This window comes from Pseudomonas sp. CFBP 13719, assembly GCF_014842095.1.
Taxonomy (GTDB): Bacteria; Pseudomonadota; Gammaproteobacteria; order Pseudomonadales; family Pseudomonadaceae; genus Aquipseudomonas.
Genome location: NZ_JACYVB010000010.1, coordinates 71650 through 92807 on the forward strand (window position 1 = coordinate 71650; position 21158 = coordinate 92807).

General features: G+C 63.2%; 19 protein-coding genes. 9 read left to right on the forward strand and 10 right to left on the reverse strand.

The genetic code is table 11. The features are described 5' to 3' along the window. Window positions 1–11: 11 nt before the first annotated feature. Complete coding sequence (locus IFT57_RS23670; protein ID WP_244657416.1) at window positions 12–806, forward strand: SDR family NAD(P)-dependent oxidoreductase; 795 nt, start codon at window positions 12–14, stop codon at window positions 804–806. Window positions 807–1189: 383 nt separating this feature from the next. Here the strand turns inward: IFT57_RS23670 and IFT57_RS23675 are convergent, their stop codons facing one another. Then, window positions 1190–2092 carry a LysR family transcriptional regulator gene (locus IFT57_RS23675; RefSeq protein WP_122800587.1) on the reverse strand — a complete coding sequence of 301 codons (903 nt, stop codon included), beginning with the start codon at window positions 2090–2092 and terminating at the stop codon, window positions 1190–1192. A gap of 155 nt (window positions 2093–2247) precedes the next feature. Between IFT57_RS23675 and IFT57_RS23680 the strand changes: the two genes are divergently transcribed. Both IFT57_RS23680 and IFT57_RS23685 read left to right on the forward strand, forming a co-directional pair. Beyond that, window positions 2248–3315 (forward strand): sigma-54-dependent Fis family transcriptional regulator, encoded by a 1068-nt coding sequence (locus tag IFT57_RS23680; RefSeq protein ID WP_122795609.1) that lies wholly within the window; start codon window positions 2248–2250, stop codon window positions 3313–3315. A gap of 45 nt (window positions 3316–3360) precedes the next feature. Continuing rightward, window positions 3361–4128: an SDR family NAD(P)-dependent oxidoreductase gene (locus IFT57_RS23685; RefSeq protein WP_192152861.1), complete on the forward strand. Its 768-nt coding sequence runs from the start codon at window positions 3361–3363 to the stop codon at window positions 4126–4128. On the opposite strand, the gene IFT57_RS23690 is transcribed toward IFT57_RS23685, so the two are convergent. After that, on the reverse strand, window positions 4125–5072 hold the full coding sequence (locus tag IFT57_RS23690; protein WP_192152862.1) for an AEC family transporter: 948 nt from the start codon (window positions 5070–5072) through the stop codon (window positions 4125–4127). The genes IFT57_RS23685 and IFT57_RS23690 overlap by 4 nt on opposite strands. Before the next feature lie 212 nt (window positions 5073–5284). Here IFT57_RS23690 and IFT57_RS23695 point away from each other — a divergent pair, with 212 nt between their 5' ends. After that, the gene (locus IFT57_RS23695) at window positions 5285–6478 is read left to right on the forward strand and encodes a sensor domain-containing phosphodiesterase (RefSeq protein WP_192152863.1); all 1194 of its coding nucleotides are present in this window, start codon (window positions 5285–5287) and stop codon (window positions 6476–6478) included. A 329-nt stretch (window positions 6479–6807) separates the two neighbouring features. Here IFT57_RS23695 and IFT57_RS23700 read toward each other — a convergent pair whose 3' ends face one another. The 3 genes from IFT57_RS23700 to potE form a co-directional block, all read right to left on the reverse strand. Then, complete coding sequence (locus IFT57_RS23700; protein WP_122714208.1) at window positions 6808–8394, reverse strand: ABC-F family ATPase; 1587 nt, start codon at window positions 8392–8394, stop codon at window positions 6808–6810. Between the two features lie 157 nt (window positions 8395–8551). Further along, entirely contained in the window at window positions 8552–10837 is a 2286-nt protein-coding gene (locus tag IFT57_RS23705; protein ID WP_192152864.1) for an Orn/Lys/Arg family decarboxylase, read from the reverse strand. Beyond that, a complete protein-coding gene (gene potE / locus IFT57_RS23710; protein WP_192152865.1) occupies window positions 10834–12258 on the reverse strand; it encodes a putrescine-ornithine antiporter in 1425 nt (474 codons plus the stop codon). The genes IFT57_RS23705 and potE overlap by 4 nt, the downstream gene beginning before the upstream one ends. Before the next feature lie 177 nt (window positions 12259–12435). Between potE and IFT57_RS23715 the strand changes: the two genes are divergently transcribed. Continuing rightward, window positions 12436–12654 carry a hypothetical protein gene (locus tag IFT57_RS23715; RefSeq protein ID WP_122714205.1) on the forward strand — a complete coding sequence of 73 codons (219 nt, stop codon included), beginning with the start codon at window positions 12436–12438 and terminating at the stop codon, window positions 12652–12654. 84 nt (window positions 12655–12738) lie between these two features. Here the strand turns inward: IFT57_RS23715 and IFT57_RS23720 are convergent, their stop codons facing one another. Next, entirely contained in the window at window positions 12739–13071 is a 333-nt protein-coding gene (locus IFT57_RS23720; RefSeq protein WP_192152866.1) for a DUF6388 family protein, read from the reverse strand. Here IFT57_RS23720 and IFT57_RS23725 point away from each other — a divergent pair. From IFT57_RS23725 to IFT57_RS23735, 3 genes are all read left to right on the forward strand, one after another. Then, the gene (locus IFT57_RS23725; protein WP_192152867.1) at window positions 13070–13420 is read left to right on the forward strand and encodes a hypothetical protein; all 351 of its coding nucleotides are present in this window, start codon (window positions 13070–13072) and stop codon (window positions 13418–13420) included. The genes IFT57_RS23720 and IFT57_RS23725 overlap by 2 nt on opposite strands. 60 nt (window positions 13421–13480) lie before the next feature. After that, entirely contained in the window at window positions 13481–13834 is a 354-nt protein-coding gene (locus tag IFT57_RS23730) for a hypothetical protein (RefSeq protein WP_244657417.1), read from the forward strand. Between the two features lie 91 nt (window positions 13835–13925). Next, entirely contained in the window at window positions 13926–14144 is a 219-nt protein-coding gene (locus tag IFT57_RS23735) for a hypothetical protein (protein WP_192152868.1), read from the forward strand. A gap of 2 nt (window positions 14145–14146) precedes the next feature. Here the strand turns inward: IFT57_RS23735 and IFT57_RS23740 are convergent, their stop codons facing one another. Beyond that, window positions 14147–16930 carry an autotransporter family protein gene (locus IFT57_RS23740; protein WP_192152869.1) on the reverse strand — a complete coding sequence of 928 codons (2784 nt, stop codon included), beginning with the start codon at window positions 16928–16930 and terminating at the stop codon, window positions 14147–14149. 213 nt (window positions 16931–17143) lie between these two features. Beyond that, window positions 17144–18022 (reverse strand): non-homologous end joining protein Ku, encoded by an 879-nt coding sequence (gene ku, locus IFT57_RS23745; RefSeq protein ID WP_192152870.1) that lies wholly within the window; start codon window positions 18020–18022, stop codon window positions 17144–17146. Between the two features lie 253 nt (window positions 18023–18275). Between ku and IFT57_RS23750 the strand changes: the two genes are divergently transcribed. Next, window positions 18276–18533 carry a DUF1652 domain-containing protein gene (locus tag IFT57_RS23750; RefSeq protein WP_122714198.1) on the forward strand — a complete coding sequence of 86 codons (258 nt, stop codon included), beginning with the start codon at window positions 18276–18278 and terminating at the stop codon, window positions 18531–18533. Window positions 18534–18654: 121 nt separating this feature from the next. Here IFT57_RS23750 and IFT57_RS23755 read toward each other — a convergent pair whose 3' ends face one another. Together IFT57_RS23755 and IFT57_RS23760 are read right to left on the reverse strand one after the other, a co-directional pair. Further along, entirely contained in the window at window positions 18655–18930 is a 276-nt protein-coding gene (locus tag IFT57_RS23755) for a peptidylprolyl isomerase (protein WP_043189034.1), read from the reverse strand. 42 nt (window positions 18931–18972) lie between these two features. Further along, on the reverse strand, window positions 18973–21114 hold the full coding sequence (locus IFT57_RS23760; RefSeq protein ID WP_192152871.1) for an ATP-binding protein: 2142 nt from the start codon (window positions 21112–21114) through the stop codon (window positions 18973–18975). Window positions 21115–21158: the final 44 nt, after the last annotated feature.

Sequence of the window (21158 nt, forward strand, 5' to 3'; positions counted from 1 at the left end):
GAGTCCTGGTCATGAGCCAAGCAGTCAGACAGCTTTCAAGCACCATCGGCGTGAAGAGCATGGGCGCAGGTCGGGTAGCCTTCATCACCGGCGCGGCCATGGGCATTGGCGCGGCAATCGCCCAGCGCCTGGGCGAAGACGGCCACCGCGTGGTGGTCGCCGACATCAACCGCGGCGCCGCCGAGGAAATGGTCGCCGGCCTGCGCGCGCAGGGCATCGAAGCCGAGGCGGCGATGATCGACATCGGTGATGCCGAGTCGATCGCCGAGGTGTTCGCAAGCCTGCCGCGCTGCGACGTGCTGGTGAACAACGCCGGCATCGCCAGGACGCAAGCCTTTCTGGACTGCGACCTGGCCGATTGGCAGCGGGTACTCAACATCAATGTGACCGGCGCACTGTTGTGCGGTCAGCACGCGGCACGCTTGATGAAGGCGCAGGGCTGGGGGCGGATCATCAACGTCGCCTCCATCAGCGGCATGCGCGCGAGCGCGGGGCGCACCGCGTACGGCACGTCGAAGGCAGCGGTCATTGGCCTCACCCGGCAAATGGCGATCGAGCTGGCCGAGTACGGGATTACCGTCAACGGCATCGCGCCGGGTCCGGTGGACACGCCGCTGACCCAACGCCTGCACTCGAGTGCCACCCGCGAGTCCTACGCCCGCGCGGTGCCCATGCGCCGCTACGGCACCCCGGCGGAAATGGCCGGCGCCGTGGCCTTCCTGGCATCCGACGATGCCTCCTACATCAGCGGCCACGTGATCCCGGTGGACGGCGGCTACATGGCCTCCGGCATTCTCGAAATCTGACCCTCGCGAAAAGGGCTCCGCAGTGTGTCAGGTATACCGCATCAACCCTTCGCGGCCACGGACCGCTCCTACAGTGGATCTGCGCAATCGCAAGCCCCCCCTGTAGGAGCGGTCATCGGCCGCGAAAAGAGCGCCGCGGTGTGTCAGGTATACCGCATCAACCCTTCGCGGCCACCGACCGCTCCTACAAAGGATCCGCACAATCGCAAGCTCCCCCTGTAGGAGCCGCCATCGGCCGCGAAAGGGACACTGCGGTGTGTCAGGCATACCGCATCAACCCTTCGCGGCCGCTGACCGCTCCTACAAAGGATCTGCGTAATCGCAAGGCCCCACTGTGGGAGCGGGCTCTGCCCGCGAAAGGGGCGCCGCGATACCTCAGGGGTTCACTGATCCTGCAGCGTCGCCTCTTCCCCGGCGCGCATGGCGCTTTCCACGAACGTGGCGATGCAGGGGTTGTGGTTGTCGGCCTTCCACACCGCGACCACCTCGATCACCGGCGGTGCCACCAGCGGCCTAAAGGTGGTGGTGGTCAGGCGCATGTTGCGCATCGAGCGCGGAACGATGGCGATGCCCAGCCCTTCACCTACCAGATTGACGATGGTCTGCTGCATGTTGATTTCCAGCCCCACATTCGGCGTCACGCCGTGCTGCAGGCAGTAATTGACGATCATGTCATGCAGGGCAGGGGCGATGCGTCGCGGCACGATGATGAAAGTCTCTGCGGCCAGATCGCGCGGATCGATCAACGGCTGCTCCAGCAACCGATGCCCCGGTGGCAGTACCACCGTCATTTCCTCGCGGTAGATCGTCACCGTTTCCAACCCACTGCAATCCTGCGGGCGGTACATGATCGCCACATCCTTGTGGCCGCTGCTGATGTCCTGGGCCAGGTCCATGGGCAGGGTTTCCGTCAGTTTCAGATTCACCTGCGGATACTGCGCCGCGTAACGCCGGGTGATCGCGGGCGTCACGCTGTAGGCCGTCGACATCATAAAACCCACCGACAATTCCCCAGCTGCCCCGCGAGCCGCCGCCAGCGCATTGCGCTTGGCCTGCTCGAACGCGGCAAACACCGTTCCGGTGTCCAGGTAGAAGCGCTGGCCGGCATCGGTCAGCTCCACATGCCGCCGCGAGCGGTCGAACAGCTTCACGCCCAACTCGTCTTCCAGCAAGGCGATCTGCCGAGACAACGGCGGCTGGGAGATGTGCAGCCGTTCAGCCGCGCGGCCGAAGTGCAGGGTTTCGGCCAGTGCACGAAAATACTGTAAATGCCTGAGCTCGATCATTGATGCTCGCAAAGGTATCAGTGGGTGCCTGATTATGGATTGGAAAACATAACTCCGCCTGCCGTATTGTGAAATGGCCAAAGCGTCGAGGCTTGCGTCACGAGCGCCAGACCTCGAGATAGTCACAAGCTATAGAACAATAAAAGGTGACGCCGATGTCTTCTGTATGCGAACACACCGCACGTGCTTCGACCTCTTCGCCCGCACTTTCTTCACCCGCCGCGTGCGATTCCGATATTGCCAACGACAGCGATCCGCAGGTTCGCCAGGCGTTTCGTCGCGCACTGCGCCTGATGGAGCGTGGCATTGCCGTGCTCATCCAGGGCGAAACCGGCACTGGCAAGGAAGTGCTGGCCCGCGCCCTGCACGCCCACAGCCAACGCCATCAGGCGCAGTGCGTGGCGCTCAATTGCGCTTCCATTCCGCAGAGCCTGATCGAAAGCGAACTGTTCGGCTACTCGCGCGGCGCCTTCTCCGGCGCGTTGCCCTGCGGCAAGAAAGGCAAGGTCCAGCAGGCCGACGGCGGCACCTTGTTCCTCGATGAAATCGGCGACATGCCGTTCGAGCAGCAGACGCGCCTGTTGCGGGTGATCGCCGAACGCGAAGTCACCCCCCTGGGCGCCGAACGCAGCGTCAAGGTCGACTTCGCTCTGATCTGCGCGACCCACCAGAATCTCACTGGCTTGGTCCAACAGGGCACGTTTCGCGAAGACCTGTTCTATCGCATCGCCACCGGTGTGGTGCAATTGCCGCCGCTGCGCGAGCGCACCGACCGCGCCGAACTGGTCTGCCGCATGGTGGCCAGCGAATTGCCTGGCTGCGACCCTCGGCAACTCATCGCCTCGGATGTCTGGCCACTGCTGCTCAATCACCCCTGGCCAGGCAACCTGCGGCAGATGCGTGCGGTGATTCGCTACGCCTGTGCCGTGATGGAAGGTACCCGCATCCAGCGCGCCGACCTGCCGGTGGACTTCATCGCCCAGGGCAGTGCGCCCACCGTGTCGCCCGCCAACGTGACGCCGATCCGTCGTCCGGTCGTTCTGGCCGCACCGGTGGACGAGCGCGCCGACGTGCTCGATGTACTCAACGCCTGCCGCTGGAACATGTCGGCGGCGGCGCGTGCCCTGGGCATCTGTCGGCCGTCGCTGTACCGCGTCCTGCGCCGCCTCGGTATCCCGCCGCTCAAGGACCAACTCGCCCAGGGCGCCTACCTGCCAGCCTGACGGCACATCTGTATTGCCTGATCTTCAACCAAGGGAACAACAATAATGAATGCCCCTATCAGTCTTGCCATAACCGGCCAGGTAGCGGTGGTGACCGGTGCCGCGCGCGGTATCGGCCTTGCCATCGCCCAGGCGCTGGGTCAATGCGGTGCCCGGGTGGCGATTGCCGACCTCGACGGCGCAGCCGCGCGCTCCGCTGCCAGGCAGTTGGGCGAACTTGGAATCGACGCTATCGGTGTGGCGGTGGATGTGTCCGACGAAGCCCAGGTGCAAGCAATGGTCGACAGCGTCGAGCAGGCGCTGGGCGGCGTCGACATTCTGGTCAACAATGCCGGGATCGTTTCCACCGGGCCGCTTCTCGAAGTCAGCGCCGCCGAATGGAACCGGGTCATGGCCATCGATCTCACCAGCGTGTTCTTCTGCGCCAAGGCCGTGTTGCCGGGCATGATGGCCCGGCGCGCCGGCCGCATCATCAATATCGCGTCGGTGGCCGGCAAGCGCGGTGGCGGTCTGCTGGGCAACAGCTGCTATGCCGCGGCCAAGGGCGGGGTGATCGCCTTGACCAAGGGCCTGGCCCGCGAAGCCGGGCCGTTCAACATCACCGCGAATGCCATCACGCCGGCGCTGACCGACACTGACATGACCCGCGCCCTGAGCCCCGAGGCACGCGCCAAGGTGCTCGCCGACATGCCGCTGGGCCGTGCCGGCTCGCCACGCGACATCGCTGCAGCGGTGTGCTTCCTGGCCAGTGGCGCGGCCAGCTTCGTCACTGGCGAGATCATGGACGTCGACGGCGGCTACATGCGCGACTAGCGCTGCACCGCAGCCGGTATCAAGGCCAGGATCAGCGACACCGTAACCAGCGACAACAGGGTCGAGACCAGGATCGCCCGCGACATGGTGTCGGCCTCGCGGCCATAAAGCGCAGCCAGCATGAACGGCCCATTGCCGATGGGCAGGGCGCTCACCAGCAGTGCCGCCCAGGCCCACATCGCCGGTATGTCGAACACCCAGAATGCCAGCCAGGCAGTCAGCGCCGGCTGCACCAGCAGCTTCATCGCCACCAGCATGGCCAAGGTCTTGCCATCGGCCTTGTGCGATTTTTCCGCCGCCAGGAACAGACCGATCGACACCAGCGCACAGGGTCCGGCGGCCGCGCCGAGAAACTGGAACAGCTGGCGCACGCCCACCGGCAGCACCAGCCCGCTGTAGGCGACCAGCGAACCCAGCACGGGGGCGACCATGATCGGATTGCGCAGCAGCGATTTGCCGACCTTGAGCAGGGTACGCCCCAGGCGTTTCTCGGTTTGCTGGAAGGTCTCGATCATGATGATGGCGACAGCGAACAGCAGGCAGGCGGTCATCACCGCGCCAATCACCGCAGGGGCGATGCCGGGGTCGCCGAACGTCAGCAGGCACAGCGGGATGCCGAGAAAACCGGAGTTCGGATAACCCGCCCCGAGGGCATCGATGGTGGCATCGAGAAAGTGCGCACGGGCCCGCACCCGCAGCCATAGTGTCACCAGAAAAACGATGCCCATGGCCAGGCCGAAAGCCACTACGAAGCCCATGTCCAGCCCGTGCAGTGTACCCAGCCGCGCCATGGCTTCGAACAACAGGGCAGGCAGCCCCAGGTAGATCACGAATCGGTTGAGTTCGATCGAGGCATTGGGCCCCAGGACGTTGCGCCGACGGCAGACGAAACCTACCAGAATCAACCCGAACACTGGAAAGGCGACGTTGAAGATTGCGAGCATCGGGTGCTGTGTCCTGTGGACTGTTGGAAGCCCAAGTGTAGCAGCGTCGCCACCCGTGGCACGGCCAGTTGCCATGGGTCGGCAAGATCGGCCATCGCGTCAGCCATCGACTCGGACCTACCGTTGGGCAACTCGTCGTTTTTTTCTTGAATACAGGGGGGGAGCTGCATCTACACTGATGGCACTATCACATTAGGAGGCGATAGTGTGTCATGACAGCCAATAACCTGATGGACCTGGTTGCGCTGAAGCCGCTGTCTGCCAACGAGGCGGGCTGCGTGGATCGCGTGTTGCGCGCCATGCGCACGCACTTGGGCATGGATGTAGCGTTCGTTTCCCATTTTCGCCAGACCGACCGCGTGTTCACCCACGTCGACGCGGCGGCACTGATACCCCTGAGCCCCGGCGACGTGCTGGAGATGAGCGCTGGCTACTGTCGCGGCGTGGTCAGCGGCGAACTGCCCGGACTCATCCGCGATACCGGTCGATTGCCGGCCGCGATGGCCATACCGCAGACACCGGGCCTGCCGATCGGCGCGCACATGAGCGTGCCCATTCATTTGAGCGACGGGCGCTTGTACGGAACGTTCTGCTGCTTCAGTCACGCACCTGATCCGGGTTTGACCGAACGCGACCTGAAGATGATGAAGGTATTCGCCGAGCTGATTGCCGAGCGCCTCGAGTCCGACCTGCAAATGGTGCGCGATCACGACGACAAGGCACTGCGGGTGTTGGACGCTATCGAGTCGCATCAGCCACGCGTGGTCTATCAACCGATCTACGACCTGCACACCATGCACGTGGCAGGCTGGGAATGCCTGTCGCGCTTCAACGGCCAACCGGCCCGCACCCCGGACGTCTGGTTCAAGGAGGCCGCCGAAGTCGGCTTGGGCAAGGAACTGGAATGCCTGGCCATCGATGTGGCCCTGGCCGGTCTGGCCCAGCTGGCGCCGGGCACCTACCTGAGCATCAACTGCTCACCCGAGCTGGTGCTCAGCGGACGATTGCTGGGTCTGTTCGAGAATTACCCGGCCGAGCGCCTGGTGCTGGAGATCACCGAGCATGCGGTGGTGCAGGACTATGCGTCGTTGCAAGTGGCCCTGCAGCCACTGCGCCTGCGGGGTGTGCGCGTGGCCATCGACGATGCCGGCGCCGGCTATGCCAGCATGCGGCACATCCTGCAGGTGCGTCCGGACATCATCAAGCTCGACATGAGCCTGACCCGTGGCATCGACCAGGATTTCCAGCGACGCGCGATGGCGTCGGCGTTGATCGCGTTCGCCCGCGAGACGGGGAGTGTGATCATCGCTGAAGGCGTGGAAACCGAAGCCGAGTTGGCACAACTCAAGCGCCTGGGCGCCGCCAACGCCCAAGGCTTCCTCCTCGGGCGGCCGGAACCTCTGTAGCAGCGGCGCAAGCCGCGTCGGCGGCACATGCGGTGGGCCAGAATATACGCGATGCCCCCTGACTACAGAGATCGCGGAAACCCTGTAGCAGCGGCGCAAGCCGCGTCAGCGGCACATGCGATGGGTCAAGATAAACGCGATGCCCCCTGACGCGGCTCGCGCCGCTGCTACAGAGATCGCGCAACCCCTGTAGCAGCGGCGCAAGCCGCGTCGGCGGCACATGCGGTGGGTCAGGATAAACGCGATGCCCCCTGACGCGGCTCGCGCCGCTGCTACAGAGATCGCGTGATCCGCGTCCGGGGGTATGTGGGGCGAAATGCGTTGAACCCTTAGAACACCACACCCTGGCTGCGCAGGTAATCATCGTAGGTGCCGCTGAAATCGATCACGCCATCGGCGCTCAGCTCGATGATGCGGGTGGCCAGCGAAGACACGAACTCGCGGTCGTGGCTGACGAAAACCAAGGTGCCCGGATAGTTCTCCAGCGCCAGGTTCAGTGCCTCGATCGACTCCATGTCCAAGTGGTTGGTCGGTTCGTCCATGAGCAGCACGTTGGGCTTCTGCAACGTCAGCTTGCCGAACAGCATGCGGCCCTGTTCACCACCGGAAATCACCTTCACCGACTTGAGAATCTCGTCGTTGGAGAACAGCATCCGGCCCAGAGTGCCCCGTACCATCTGCTCGCCCTGGGTCCACTGGCCCATCCAGTCGAACAGGTTCATGTCGTCTTCGAAGTCGTGTGCGTGGTCCTGGGCGTAGTAGCCCAGTTCCGCGCTCTCGGTCCACTTCACCGCGCCCGCGTCCGGGCTCAGCTCGCCGACCAGGGTGCGCAACAGGGTGGTCTTGCCGATCCCGTTCGGGCCGATGATCGCCACACGCTCGCCCGCTTCGACCACGAAGCTGAAATTCTCGAACAGCGGCTTGCCGTCGAAGCCCTTGGACATCCGCTCGACGGTGACCGCCTGGCGGTGCAGCTTCTTGTTCTGCTCGAAACGAATGAACGGGCTGACGCGGCTCGAGGGCTTGACCTCGGCCAGCTGGATCTTGTCGATCTGCTTGGCGCGCGAGGTCGCCTGCTTGGCCTTGGAGGCGTTCGCCGAGAAGCGCGAAACGAAGGTCTGCAGCTCGGCGATCTGGGCTTTCTTCTTGGCGTTGTCCGACAGCAACTGCTCGCGCGACTGGGTCGCAGCGGTCATGTATTCGTCGTAGTTGCCGGGGAACAGGCGCAACTCGCCGTAGTCCAGGTCGGCCATGTGGGTACAGACACTGTTGAGGAAGTGCCGGTCGTGGGAAATGATGATCATGGTGCTGTTACGCGCCGTGAGAATGTTTTCCAGCCAGCGAATGGTGTTGATGTCCAGGTGGTTGGTCGGCTCGTCGAGCAGCAGCACTTCCGGATCCGAAAACAACGCCTGCGCCAGCAGCACCCGCAGCTTCCAGCCCGGCGCCACTTCGGTCATCGGGCCGAAATGCTGTTCCAGTGGAATGCCCAGGCCCAGCAACAGCTCGCCGGCACGGGACTCGGCGGTGTAGCCGTCCATTTCGGCGAACTCGGTTTCCAGCTCGGCGACGGCCATGCCGTCTTCCTCGCTCATTTCGGGCAGCGAGTAGATGCGATCACGCTCGGCCTTGACCTTCCACAGCTCCTCGTGGCCCATGATGACCGTGTCGATCACCGAGAAATGCTCGTAGGCGAACTGATCCTGGCGCAGCTTGCCCAGGCGCACGTTCGGCTCGAGCATGACCTGCCCACCCGAAGGCTCCAGATCGCCGCCCAGGATCTTCATGAACGTCGACTTGCCACAGCCGTTGGCGCCGATCAGGCCGTAGCGGTTGCCGTTGCCGAATTTCACGGAAACGTTCTCGAACAGCGGCTTGGCGCCAAACTGCATGGTGATGTTAGCGGTGGAGATCAAGGAGCTTACCTATCAATAACTGGGGGAGCGATGGTTTCGGTGGCCGAACTGCTGGGCGATACGCGGGGAATTCAAACCGGACATTGCGCGTATTGTCGCATAGGTATGGCAGCAGTTGTACGGCGCCCGACAGCGAATTCCCCCAGCAACTACATCCTCACTTAAGCACCAACAACCGATACACCCCCCCATCGCTTTCAATCCCATGGGTGTCATGGGTAAACCCCGGGAATGATCGGTCGAAGCTCTCCAGGGCTCGCAGGTAGGCCAGTAGCGGACCGTCGGCAGCGCCGGCGTTTTCTCCAGGCATCAGCAACGGGATGCCGGGCGGGTAGGGCACGATGCCTGTGGCCGCGATGCGTCCGGCTGCGTTTTCCAGAGTGACCTGCTCCACCTCGTTCCTGACCAGTTTTTCGTAGGCTTCCACCGGGCTGAATTCCGCCTTGGGCAGCGTGCCGAACGCCGCGGCCATGGCCGCAGTGGTGCGGGTTTCCTTCATCGCGGCGAAGATCTCCCTGGCCAGGTCGCGCAGGCCCATGCCGCTGTAGCGCTGCTGCGTGGCGGCGAGCAGGTCGGGCAGGCACAGCTCGAGCTCCAGGTTGGCATCGTAGTCTCGCTTGAAGTCCAGCAGCGCATTCACCAAGGTGCCCCACTTGCCTTTGGTGATACCGATGGAAAAGAGGAAGAGCAGGGTGAAGTCGGTGGTCTTCTCGACCACGATTCCCTGTCGGCCCAGATACGCGCTGATCACGCACGCCGGTATGCCGAAGTCCAGAAGCTCGCCGTCGTCGCCCATGCCCGGGCTCAGGATCGACACCTTGATCGGGTCGAGCATGCAGTAGCCGTCTTCGATATCGCCGAACCCGTGCCACACCTCGTTGGGATGCAGCACCCAGCAGTCGGGGTCGGATTTGAGTTTGATCGGGTCGACTTCATGGAACGCTATGGCTGCACCGCTGATCGCTACCGACGGCGGCTGCCAGCAGGACACGAACCAATCGTCGTTGGCGAGCATATCGGCGTGCATTCGCGAGATCACCTGGCGAAAGGAGATGGCTTCCTCGATGGATTCGTTGGTCAGGATCTGCCCGCTCGGCGCCTCCATCATGGCCGAGCTGACGTCGCAGGACGCCATGATGGCGTAATTGGGCGAGGTCGAGGCGTGCATCATGTACGACTCGTTGAAGCGTCCATGGGGGATCGGATTGCGCCCGTTGCGCACATGGATCATCGATGCCTGGGACAGTGCTGCAAGCAACTTGTGGGTCGATTGCGTGGCGAACACCGTGGGCTTGGACGCGTCGTGATCGTCGGGGCTGCCGTGCATCGCGAAGCGGTCCTTGTACAACGGATTGAACCGCGCGTAGCCATACCAGGCCTCGTCGAAATGCAGGCGGTCGACGCTTTGCCCGAGCAATTCTTCCACCCGCGTCACGTTATAGGTCAGGCCGTCGTAGGTGGAGTTGGTGACGATGGCGTGCACGGGCGTAGGGTCGATGTGGCTTTTAACCAGCGGGTTGCTGGCAATCGCCGCTCGCACGCCCTCGGCGCTCAGGGTCTGCGGCAGGATCGGACCGATGATGCCGAAGCGATTGCGCGTCGGTATCAGGTAGGTCGGAATCGCCCCGGACAGCGTCATCGCATGCTCGGCGGACTTGTGGCAGTTGCGGTCGCACAGGGCGATCTGGTCGCGGGTGACGCTGGCCATGAGGATCACCCGGTTGGACATCGACGAGCCATTGGTGACGTAGTAGGTCCGGTGCGCGCCGAACACCTTGGCCGCGTAGCGCTCGCCCTGGCCGATGGGCCCGCTGTGATCGAGCAGGGAGCCCAGTTCGCCCACCGAAATGGACAGGTCAGAGCGCAACAGGTTTTCCCCGAAGAACTCGTAGAACGCCCGGCCCGCCGTGCTCTTCAGAAACGCGGTGCCGCCGGCATGCCCCGGGGTGTGCCAGGAATATTCATAGCTGCGGGCAAACTTGAGCAGCGCGCCGAACATCGGCGGCAGCACCGCCTGCCGATAGCGCTCGATGGCGGCCATGATCCGCCCGCTGAGGAAGCGGCTGGTGTCTTCGGGCAGCCAGATGAAATCGTCGGCGTGCTGCATGACGATCAGCGGCACGTTGGCGGCAGTGCTGCGATCGCTGATCAGGAATACCGGAACTCGGGTATTGCGTTCGCGCAGGGCGATCAGCAGGTCGATGCACTGCTGGTGGTCATCGCTCTCGTCCATTTCCCAACTGAGCAGCACGCACTGGATCGCCGGGTCGGTACTCAGGATCGATCGGGCATCGGCCAGGCTCTCCGAAGTGATCACGCTGATCGACCGCTCCTCCACATCGGCGATGAGCTGGATCAGCGCCCTGCCGAATACCGTGCGTTTGTCGGGCTGGTTGCTGACCAGCAGCGCCAGCATCCCCAGCAGGTTTCTATGTTCCGTCATGGTCGTGCCTCCAGTGCAGGGGTGTTCAATGTCGAGTTGGGCAGACCGTTCACCGGAATCGGCTCGCCGACGATGTGCTGCGCCGCGACGGTTTGGGTCGGGGCGCTGTTGTTGACCGCTTCCAGGCGGATCAGGCGGTTGTTGACGAAGCCGAACAGCGTATAGCCGACGATGGTCGCCACACCGCCAAGCATCAGCGCCTGGGCGCCCGAGCTATAGAGCGCCAGGTAGCTGTAGGCCGCCGCGATCCAGGCGACGATGTTGGTCACCAGGGCTTTGTTGGCCGGCACGTTCGACACCTTCTGCAAGGTCATCAAGGTGGCCATCGACAGGATGTAGGGCACCAGGTTGGTGACCACCGCCAGGTTCACCAGGGTATCGAACTGCTTGGCCAGGTCGGGGCTGATGGTCAGCAGGGCCAGCGCCGTCTGGATCGCCAGCAGGATCAGCATGCTGATGATCGGCACACCGTGCTGGTTGACCTTGGCGAAGATCGGCAGGAAGTAACCGGTGTCGGCCGAGCTCTTGAACACCTGGGCCACGGTGAACTGCCAGCCCAGCAGCGAACCGATGCAGGCCAATACCATCAGGCCCATGACCAGGTTGCCGATCATCGGCGTGAACATGGTGGCGAACACCAGGCCGAAGGGGGCGGTTGAGGACACCAGCTCGGCATTGCCGACGATGCCCGCGATGACGTTGGTGGAGACGATGTAGATCACGGCTGCCCCCAGCGTCCCGCCGAGCACGGCGATGGGCACGTTCTTCTCCGGGTTTTCCACGGCATCGCCGTTGGCACACGCCGACTCCAGGCCCAGGAACGCCCACAGCGTGATCGCCACCGAAGCCCCCGCCGCTTCATACCAGGGCATGTCGTGGGGGTTCCAGCCCGCCGCATAGGTGCTGCTGTCGAACCAGAACCAGCCGACCGTCGACACCAGTACGACCGGGGCAATGACGCCCCACACCGTGATCGCACCGATCTTGCCGGTGATGTTGGCTCCGCCGAAATTGGCGAAGGTGGTGATCCACAGCAGCGCTATGGTCGCCAGGCCTACTTGCAGCGAATCGAGTGTGATACCGAACAACGTCTGGATATAACCAACAGCCGTGATACTGATCGCCACGTTGGCGATCAGCAGCGACAGCCCGTAGGTATAGTTGGTGATGTAGTTGCCGGACTTGCCGAAGGTATATTCCGCATAGCCGCCCATGCCCCCGGTTTTACGGCTGAGCATGCCACAGCGGGCGAAGGCATAGGCCAGCGCCAGCGAGCCGGTGGCCGTGATCAGCCAGGAAAGAATCGAGATACCGCCCACTTCGGCGAGTTTGGTGGGTAACAGAACGATGCCGGACCCCAGCATGTTGACGGCTGTCAGCATGGTCAGCTGACTCACACTCATCTTTTTCATGACGGCCACTCCATTGCCTTGATGATCAGCGAGGCCTTTAGCTATAGCAAAGAATCGACAGAAGACAAGGCGGTGTGGGGTTTGTCGCCGTCGGGATGCCACTCGTCAAGCCGACGGCACTTCCAGACCGGCAGCGACCTCCCACTATCAGGCACGGATGAACCGCGCCAAGAAAGGAGACATATCATGGTCCAAGACAACAACCACCCGCAGAATCCCTATCCAGGGCCGGCCGAGCCCGGCAGCGGGGAAGAGGGTTACCCTGATATTCACGAGAAGGACGAGAAGCACGACGAGCACGACGATGACCATGAAGGCTCGCCGGGCAACAAGGCGTTGGACGAACCGAACACTCACGCGCCCGTCGATGAAGATGAAGAACCGTCCCCTGGCAACAGCCTGTAAGCAGCACGCTTGAGCACTCGGTAAACCTGCACCCTGCCCAGCGCGGGGTGCTTTCATTGCGGGTCGCGCCTAAGCCTGATGTGATCAGTTCTCGCGCAAGCCGTTGAGCTGCATGTATTCATCCCACGGCATGCCAGCCATTTCAGCCACTTCCTTGTGCACTTCAAGACGCTGGGTTTCGAACTCTTGCGGTGTCTCAGCCGTGAGCTGCAATGTCAATTCCCAGGCAAACATGCCTTGCGCATCGGCGAATTCCTCGAACGCCTCGTGCAGACGTTCCGCACGAAATTCCTGGACGCTGAGACCGGCCGCGCGTGCGGCCAGCGGGTTGAGACTGTCCAGTTCGGCTTGCAGCTCGGGACGCGCTTCTAGAAAACGGTCCAGCGCGGCCTGGTGACGCGAATCGGGTTCTGCCATGGGGCCTTCGATCGGTAATGAGGGAATCGAGATTGTGCAGGCGCGGACGAATGCAGGCAATGCCGCTGATGCGCGCTTTTGTGACGAAGCGCACGCATCACTTTGGAACGAGCACCGCAGGCCGGGCACTAAGGCCTATCTTCGTTCATCACCCCGAGACCTTGCGATGGCCTATGTGTTGTTGCTGTTGGCAGGCGCCGTTTTGGCTACTTCGGCCGCCATGTGGCCGCAATTGTACGGTGCGTACAGCTCACCCCGGCGCTCACGGGTAGGCGCCTGGCTGCTGAGCCATTTTGAAGTGGTCGGCGCGTTCATCCTGTTTCTCACCGCCATGCACCTGTGCCAGTGAAGTGTCTATGATGCCGGCTAACGGCGGCAGTGATACATTCGCGCTTTACCTGGAATGGAAATGACGATGCGGATCATCGCTGCAGCAGTGGGCTTGTGCGTACTGACCGGTTGCACAGGCCTGAACATGAAACAGGCGCGCAGCACAGCGCCAGTGCAAACCATGAACTCAGAAAAAACCGCGCAGAAAATCGCTCAGTGCGTTCAGTTCAGTTGGCAGGACGAAGCCATGTTCGGCGTCATGACCGATGCCTCTTCCGAAGCCAGCGACGGCGGCTATACGGTGTTCACGCCTGCGGCGACTTACTTCGCCGACATCCGCCCGCGGGGTGCTGGCAGCGTGGTCAGTTTCTATGCCCGCGAGCAGGGCGAGGTCGCTACGCGTCGCCTGGCCTCCCTCGCCACCTGTCTCTGAGCGCAAGGCATTGCGCTGCAAAGTAATTTGCACCTCGGCGCTGCGACGGCGTCATATTCGCTGAACCCCATGTGCTTTCAGCGAGGATGATATGGCACCCAGCAGTTCGACGCAGATTCCCGACCCTTTGGATCGTCCCAACGATCCGATCGAACCCGAGCCGTTTGCCGAGGGCAAGCCTGCGGAAGACCCACGTCCCGGCGACGAAGATCTTTCGCCCGTACCGATGGACCGCGATCCGGAGGTGGATCCCCGTCAGGTCCGCACCCAGACCGGTGATGCGGACATGAGCCCTGACGATTCCGCCTGAGGCTACCAGCTGATGCGCAATCCCAGGCTGCCTTGCAGGCTTTCCTGGGGTTGCGAGTCCAGGCTGCGCGCGTAGTCGGCGTTGAGGTAGAGGCTGACATCGTTGCTGAGCCGGGCGGCCATGCCCAACCCCAGTTGAGCCTGCGTGGCGCGATGCTGGGTGCGCAAGGTATCGCTGTCGTCGAACGTCACCGCGTCTTCGCCCTTCAAGGTATGCCAGAGGTTGGCCCGTACGTAGGGCTCCACCGTTGTGCCGCTGAGGCGATACTCGCCTTTCATCCGCGCGCCCAGTCTGGCGCGCCAATAGTCCTCGTTGTCGAAGTCCACCTTGGAGACCGGATCGCGCGCCGTGTCCAGCGTGACCCTCTGGCCGATCAGTTGCACCTGCGGCTCCAGTGTCCAGTCCCCTGAGAGAGCAAACGGATAGCCGCCTTCCACGGAGAGGGTGATGCCGTCCCCATCGAGATCGAGGGTATAGCCGCGTTCGGAGCGGCTGCGTCCGGCGAATCGGGTGCCCATGGCTACCACGTCCACGTAGCCGCCGGTTGGGCCCAGAAGGGTCCAATAGGCACCTAGATTGTCGGCGCGGAGGCGAATGTCGCCCGAAGGGGTGTCATCGAACCCCAGGGCGAAACCGCGCACGTTGCCGTCCAGCCGCGAGTGGCCGGCGAACAGTCCGGCATGCTGGCGATAGCCGCCGTCGCCAAGGGTGGCGAACACGTCGTGACCGACCTGATAGCCGCGGGTGTTGCCTTTGAGGCTTGGCGCCGCGGCCCCGGCCCATTTCTGCCGCCCGTGGCTGCCGAATGTGCGTGCCCAGCCAGCCGCCAGGGCGCCGCGCTCACCGAGCAGGCTTTGGTCGCCCTGACGCTCGTGGAAGCTGCCCAGGCTGTCGAGCGCCAGCAAGGCGGCAGCCGGAGGTGCAACGCTATAGGCCGGTACCTCGATCCGGTACAGCACTATGGCTTGGCCGGGGCTGGCCTGAGGCAGGGGCGGCGTGCCGATCGCCGCGATGGGTGCCTGGGCGGCGGGAGCGGGCTCTGGCAGCGCCGGTTCGGCAACCGGTGTTTCCGGTTGCACTGGCGGGGGCGGCACGAAAGGCTCGACCGGGGTTTCTTCGGGCAGCCCGGCGTCCGGAGGCGTTACCGGTGGCGGTTCGTCGATCGGGGGTTGGGTGACCGGGGGCTCGACTGGCGGTGGTTCGACTATCGGTGGTTGCACTATCGGCGGTTCAACCACAGGAGGCTCGATGATCGGAGGTTCGACCACGGGCGGCGCTGCCACCACCGAAGAGCGCAGGAACCAGCTGTTCTCGCTGCCCGCCGTCACCCCGCCCTTGAACAGGTAATACTGATAGGCCCCGACCGACAGGTTGTTGGCCAGGGTGAAAGCGCCATCGGTGCTGATCGCGCCCTGCGTGGCTTCGACCAGCGCAATGCCGTTGGCTGCCGTCAGCGCGCCCTGGCCATCGAGGTTGTCGACGGTGATCGCCGTGTTCCCGCTCAGCGTGCCCCGGGCGACGATCAGCCGGTCGGAAGGGGCGTCGTCGGCAGCCAGCACGCTCTGCAGTTTCAGGCGCGCGTCATTCCCGACGTAGTTGCCGATGACGGTCAGCCGATCGCTTGCGTCGGCGCCGCTGCGGGTCAGGTCGATCGATCCGGCATTGTTCACTGTGATGGCCTGCCCGCTGATGCGTGCGCCCACCGAACCTTGCGTGGCGCCCAGAGTGCTGCTGCGGTCGATGGTGAGCAGGCCGCTGTCGGCAGGTGCCGAGTCATCGGCCAGGCTCAAGCGATCGGGCAGGTCGAGCACCGAGCCATTGCTGAGGTTGATGGTTTCCCAGTGGCTGTAGCGCGCGCCGCCGGCGCTGCGGCTGTTGTCGAACGTCAGCGTATCGATGCCGACGTCGCCGAACAGCAGGCTGGGGGAGGCCAGATATGGTTCGTCGAGGTTGTTCAGCAGCGCCGTGTCGTTGCCTGCGCCCATGCTGATGGTGCCGTGGATCAGGCCGGCGTCGCGCCAGATGAAGCGGTCGTCGCCAAAGCTGAGCAAGACGTTGCCGCCGATATCGCCGCCGCTCACGGTCACCTGGTCGGTGCCGCCGCTGACGCTGATGTTGCCGCCGATGCTGCCAGCGGAGACGGCGATGGTGTCATTGCCGAAGCCGGCAACCAGGTTGCCGTTGATGCGGCCGCCGGACAGTTCGAACAGGTTGTTGTCGAGCTTCATGTCGACCCGGCCGATGGTGCCGCCGCTCATTCGCGCGATGTCGCCGTCCTCGAAGGCGCCGACGACGGTGCCATCGGTCATGAGAAAGGTGTCCAGCCCGTCACCCTGGCCCAGTGCCTGGATCTGCCCGCCGCGCATGATGAAGTTGTCGATACCGCTGCCCTGGTTGACTGTACCGCTGACGGTACCGCCGACGACTTCGAGCGTATCGGCACCATCGCCCTGGGTCAGGGAAAACAGGCGCCCGGCGCTGATGAACACGGTGTCTGCGCCCGCGCCTGTGCTCATCGCGCCGGCCACAGTACCCGAGCGCATCAGCACGCTGTCCTGGCCAGGGCCGAACTCGACCGCGCCGGTGATGCTGCCCGTGCCGTCGGCGGGCAGGGTGAGGCTGTTGTTGCCCAGCAGGTCGGAAAGCCCCGGTGCCGTTCCGCTGTCGCACACGTAGGCGTCATTGCCCAGGCCTGGGCTGAACGTGCAATCAGCCCGGGCGTATTCACACGGTAGCGCAAGGGCGGTCAATAGACTGGTGCGTATCAACAACTCGTTGGTATTCATTGGCAACTTCCACAGCCACGCGCGCGAACAAGCCGGGCGCAATGAACGATCAGGTGGTCAATGCAAACATGCAATGCAACGAGTGTAGTCGAGGGTGTTGCAAAGTTGGTATGAAAAGCAACTTTGTACCAAGTTATTCAATAACGGTATTGATGAAAAAACCTGTTCATCAATACCGTTGATCGCGAGCGGATGAAAGTTGGTTAGTTATGTTCAGGATGCCTTGCGCGGGCTGCGCCGTGCAGGCGCCTTTTTCGTTGCGGATTTTTCCTTGGCAGGCTTGGCTTTCGCTGGGGCGGGCGCTTTGCCCGCGAGGCTGCGCTTGAGCAGCTCGGTCAGGTCGATGACATCGGCAGTCTTGCGCGACTCCTGGCCGGCCTCGGTTTCCACGTCTTCGATCTCGCCCTTGTTGGCCTTTTTCTCCACCAGCGCCATGATCTTCTGCTCGAACTTGTCGACATATTCTTCAGGCTGCCAGTCGCCGCTCATGTCTTCGACCAAGCGTTTGGCCATGTCCAGTTCCTTCTTGGTCAGTTCGGGCTTCTTCACCTCTTTGCCCAGCTCGAGAATGTCCAGGTCGCGAACTTCCGAAGGCCAGCGCAACTTGACCATCACCAGCGCGCCGTCCAATGGCATGAGGGCCGCCAAGTACTGGCGGGTGTGCAATACCACCAGTGCAAGTGCAACTTTCTTGGTGCTGATCAGGGTTTCACGCAACAGCGCGTAGACTTTCTCGCCACGACGGTCAGGTGCCAGGAAGTAGGGTGTGTCGATGTTGGGCAGGGGGATCTGGTTGCGGTCGACGAAGGAGAAAATATCGATGGTCTGGGTCGAGACAGGGTGCGCGGCGCGGATCTCGTCTTCACTCAACACTACGTAGCGACCTTTTTCGTATTGGACACCTTTGACGATGTTTTCCTTGTCCATCTCCTTGCCGGTCTTCTTGTTGATGCGCTTGTAGCCGACCGGGTCCATGCTGCGTTTGTCCAGCCAGTCGAAGTCGACGCCCTGGGAGGCGGTGGCCGAAACCAACGCTACAGGAATATGAACCAGCCCGAAGCTGATCGCGCCTTTCCAGATTGCTCGTGCCATGGTGAAGGGTGCTCCTGCGCGGTGTGTTAGCAGGTGACCTTGACGCCGCGCGCTAAGTTTCAATGGACGCGATGCTGTGCAATTTGCAACGCCGCCGCACCGGTATCTTGCACAATGCACGATAGGTTTGCGTGCTTTACGAGGTAACTGTTTGATTTCCATAGCAAGTGTATTGTGGAGCGCAGGGCATGGAACGTGCACTGTATTCGGGCAAGCCCGACATCAGGGATAAGACCAAGAATGGAGTGTCATCATGTTGTCCACCCTTGAACTGCGCAACATCATTGAAAGCAGTTTTCTGCCGCAACGCTGCCAATGTACCCAAGCCCATGACCGTTCGCTGACCGTGCGCGTGTTCGACCGTACTTCGCACAAGGTGGATTACATGCTCAGCGGCATTCGTACCGAGCAGTTGACCAGCAGCCGAGCGATTTCGAACCTGATTGCCGGCATGCGCACCGACCTCAAGTTGCAGCACCAACGGCCCAAGGCGGTTGGCGAATACCTCTGACCCTGTAGCAGCGGCCTTTTTCCGCTGTAGGAGCGGTCTGTGGCCGCGAACCAGACACCGCGGTGCATCCGCCGTTACGCGGTGGGCCTTCGCGGCCGATGACCGCTCCTACGGATGTTCGTCAATCGCGATAGAACACCTGCACCAGGTGATAACCGAACTTGCTTTTCACCGGTCCGTGCACAGTGCGAAGCGGTTTCTTGAAAATGATCTGATCAATGGCGCCGACCATCTGCCCCGGTCGCACTTCACCCAGGTCACCGCCGCGCTTGCCTGACGGGCAGGTCGAATACTTCTTGGCCAGCACATCGAACGCTTCACCTTTGGCGATCCGCAAGCGCAGTGCTTCCGCCTCTTCGGCGGTCTTGACCAGAATGTGCCTTGCTTGTGCCTTCATTGCCCGATGCTCGCTGGAAAAAGCCGCTGATTATGCCGCAAATCACGCCAGGTTGATCATGTCGCGGATCTTGCTGCCCAAGCGTTCGATGGAAAACGGCTTGGTGATCATGTCCATTCCTTCGGCGAGAAAACCATATCGCTCGGCGGCCTTCTCGGCATAGCCGGTGATGAACAGCACCTTCAGGCCTGGCCGCTGCTGCCGCGCGATCTCCGCCAACTGCCGGCCATTGAGCCCTGGCAGGCCCACGTCGGTCACCAGCAGGTCGATGTCCAGGCCTGCGTCGAGCAAGGCCAGCGCCGCACTGGCCTCGCCGGCGGAATGGGCGGCATAGCCCAGCTCGTCGAGCACGTCGAGCACCAGCATCCGCACCGCCGGATCGTCCTCCACCACCAGCACGCTTTCTCCTTCGCGGGCCATCGGCGGCACCGCCGGAGCGCGCGGCTCGGCAGGGTCGTCGGATGCTTCGCTGTGCCGCGGCAGGTAGAGACGCACACAGGTGCCCTCACCGGGTCGGCTCTGCAGTGTCACCTGACCGCCCGACTGCTGGGCGAAGCCATAGATCATCGACAACCCCAGCCCGGTGCCCTGGCCGATGGGTTTGGTGGTGAAAAAGGGATCGAATGCCTTGGCCAGCACCGGGGCACTCATGCCGCTGCCGTTGTCGCTGACCCGGAACATCACATAGGCACCTGGCTTGACCGGTTCCAGCGTAGCGCCTTCGGGGGTGGCATCTAGCTCGCAGTTGGCGGTTTCGATGGTCAGCACGCCGCTGTCGGGCATCGCGTCACGGGCATTGATCACCAGATTGAGCAGGGCGTTCTCCAACTGGCTGGCATCGGTATTCACCGGCCAGACGTCGGGCGCCAGTTGCAGCTGCAGCTGCAGATGTTCGCCGAGCGTGCGGCTGAACAGCTCTTCGAGCGAATGCACCAGCGCGTTGGGTGCCAGGCGCTTGCGGTCCAGCGACTGCCGTCGCGAAAACGCCAGCAGCCGGTGTGTCAGGCCGGCAGCGCGATGTGCCGAACTGACCGCCGCCTCGCTGAAGCGCTTGATTTCGCTGCTGCGCCCGGCGTCGATGTAGCGCTGCATCAGATCGAGGCTGCCGATGATGCCGGTGAGCATGTTGTTGAAGTCATGGGCGATGCCGCCGGTCAACTGGCCCAGCGCTTCCATCTTCTGCGCGTGGCGCAAGGCCTCCTCGGCGCGTTCGCGCTCGTGCATTTCGTTCTGCAGGCGCAGGTTGACCTCGGCCAGGGCCTGAGTCCGTTCGCTGACCCGGGTTTCCAGGTGTTCGTTGAGCTCGCGCAGCGCCTGCTCGACCTGACGCCGATTCTGCACGTCCTCGGTCATGCCGAACCATTGCCGGATCACGCCGTCGGCATCCAGCTGGGGCAGCGCCCGAGCGTGCATCCAGTGGTAGCTGCCGTCGGCCATGCGCAAACGGTACTCGGCATCGTAGGGACGGCCAGTGCTCACCGCCAGATGCCAGGCGTCGAGGGTCGGCAGGTGGTCATCCGGATGCACCAGCTGCGCCCAGTCGTCGTCCGGTCGCAGGCTGCGCATGCCGGTCAGCTGACGCCAGCGCTCGGTCTGGCTTTCGCCGTCGGTGCGACCGTTGGCATCGGCGGTCCAGTGCACCGCCGGAGACAACTCGATGGCCATGCGGAAATGCGCCTCGCTGTCGCGCAGCTCCTGCTCGGTGCGTTTACCCACCGCGCTCACCTCACGGCGCTCGTTGGCTTCGATGGCCGTGACCAGGATGCCGGCGACACGCTCGTTTTCGTCGCGAATCGGGCTGTAGGTGAGGTCCAGCCAGACCCGCGCCGAATGACCGTCGCGCGGCAGATTGAAGCCCTTCTCGGTGAAGGCACGCACTTCGCCGCGCATCACCGCGGCGTAGATAGGGTCGGAAAAAGGCTTGAGCTCGGGCCAGATGCGGTCCACCGGCTGGCCCAGGGCGCGGGGGTGATTGCTGCCCACCAGCAAGGCAAAGGCGTCGTTGTACAGCTGGCACAGCTGCGCGCCCCACAGCAGCAGCATCGGCATGGGCGAGTGGGTGACGATGTCCACGGCCGTGCGCAGGCTCTGTGGCCAGGCATCGGGGCCGGGCAGGGGGCTGTCGGTCCAGTCCATGCTGGCGATCAGTGTCGCGACCTTGCCGCCCACAGGTGAGGCATTCATTGCGTTATCCTTTGATTTACCGCGGCTGCTTATCCAGCCAAGCT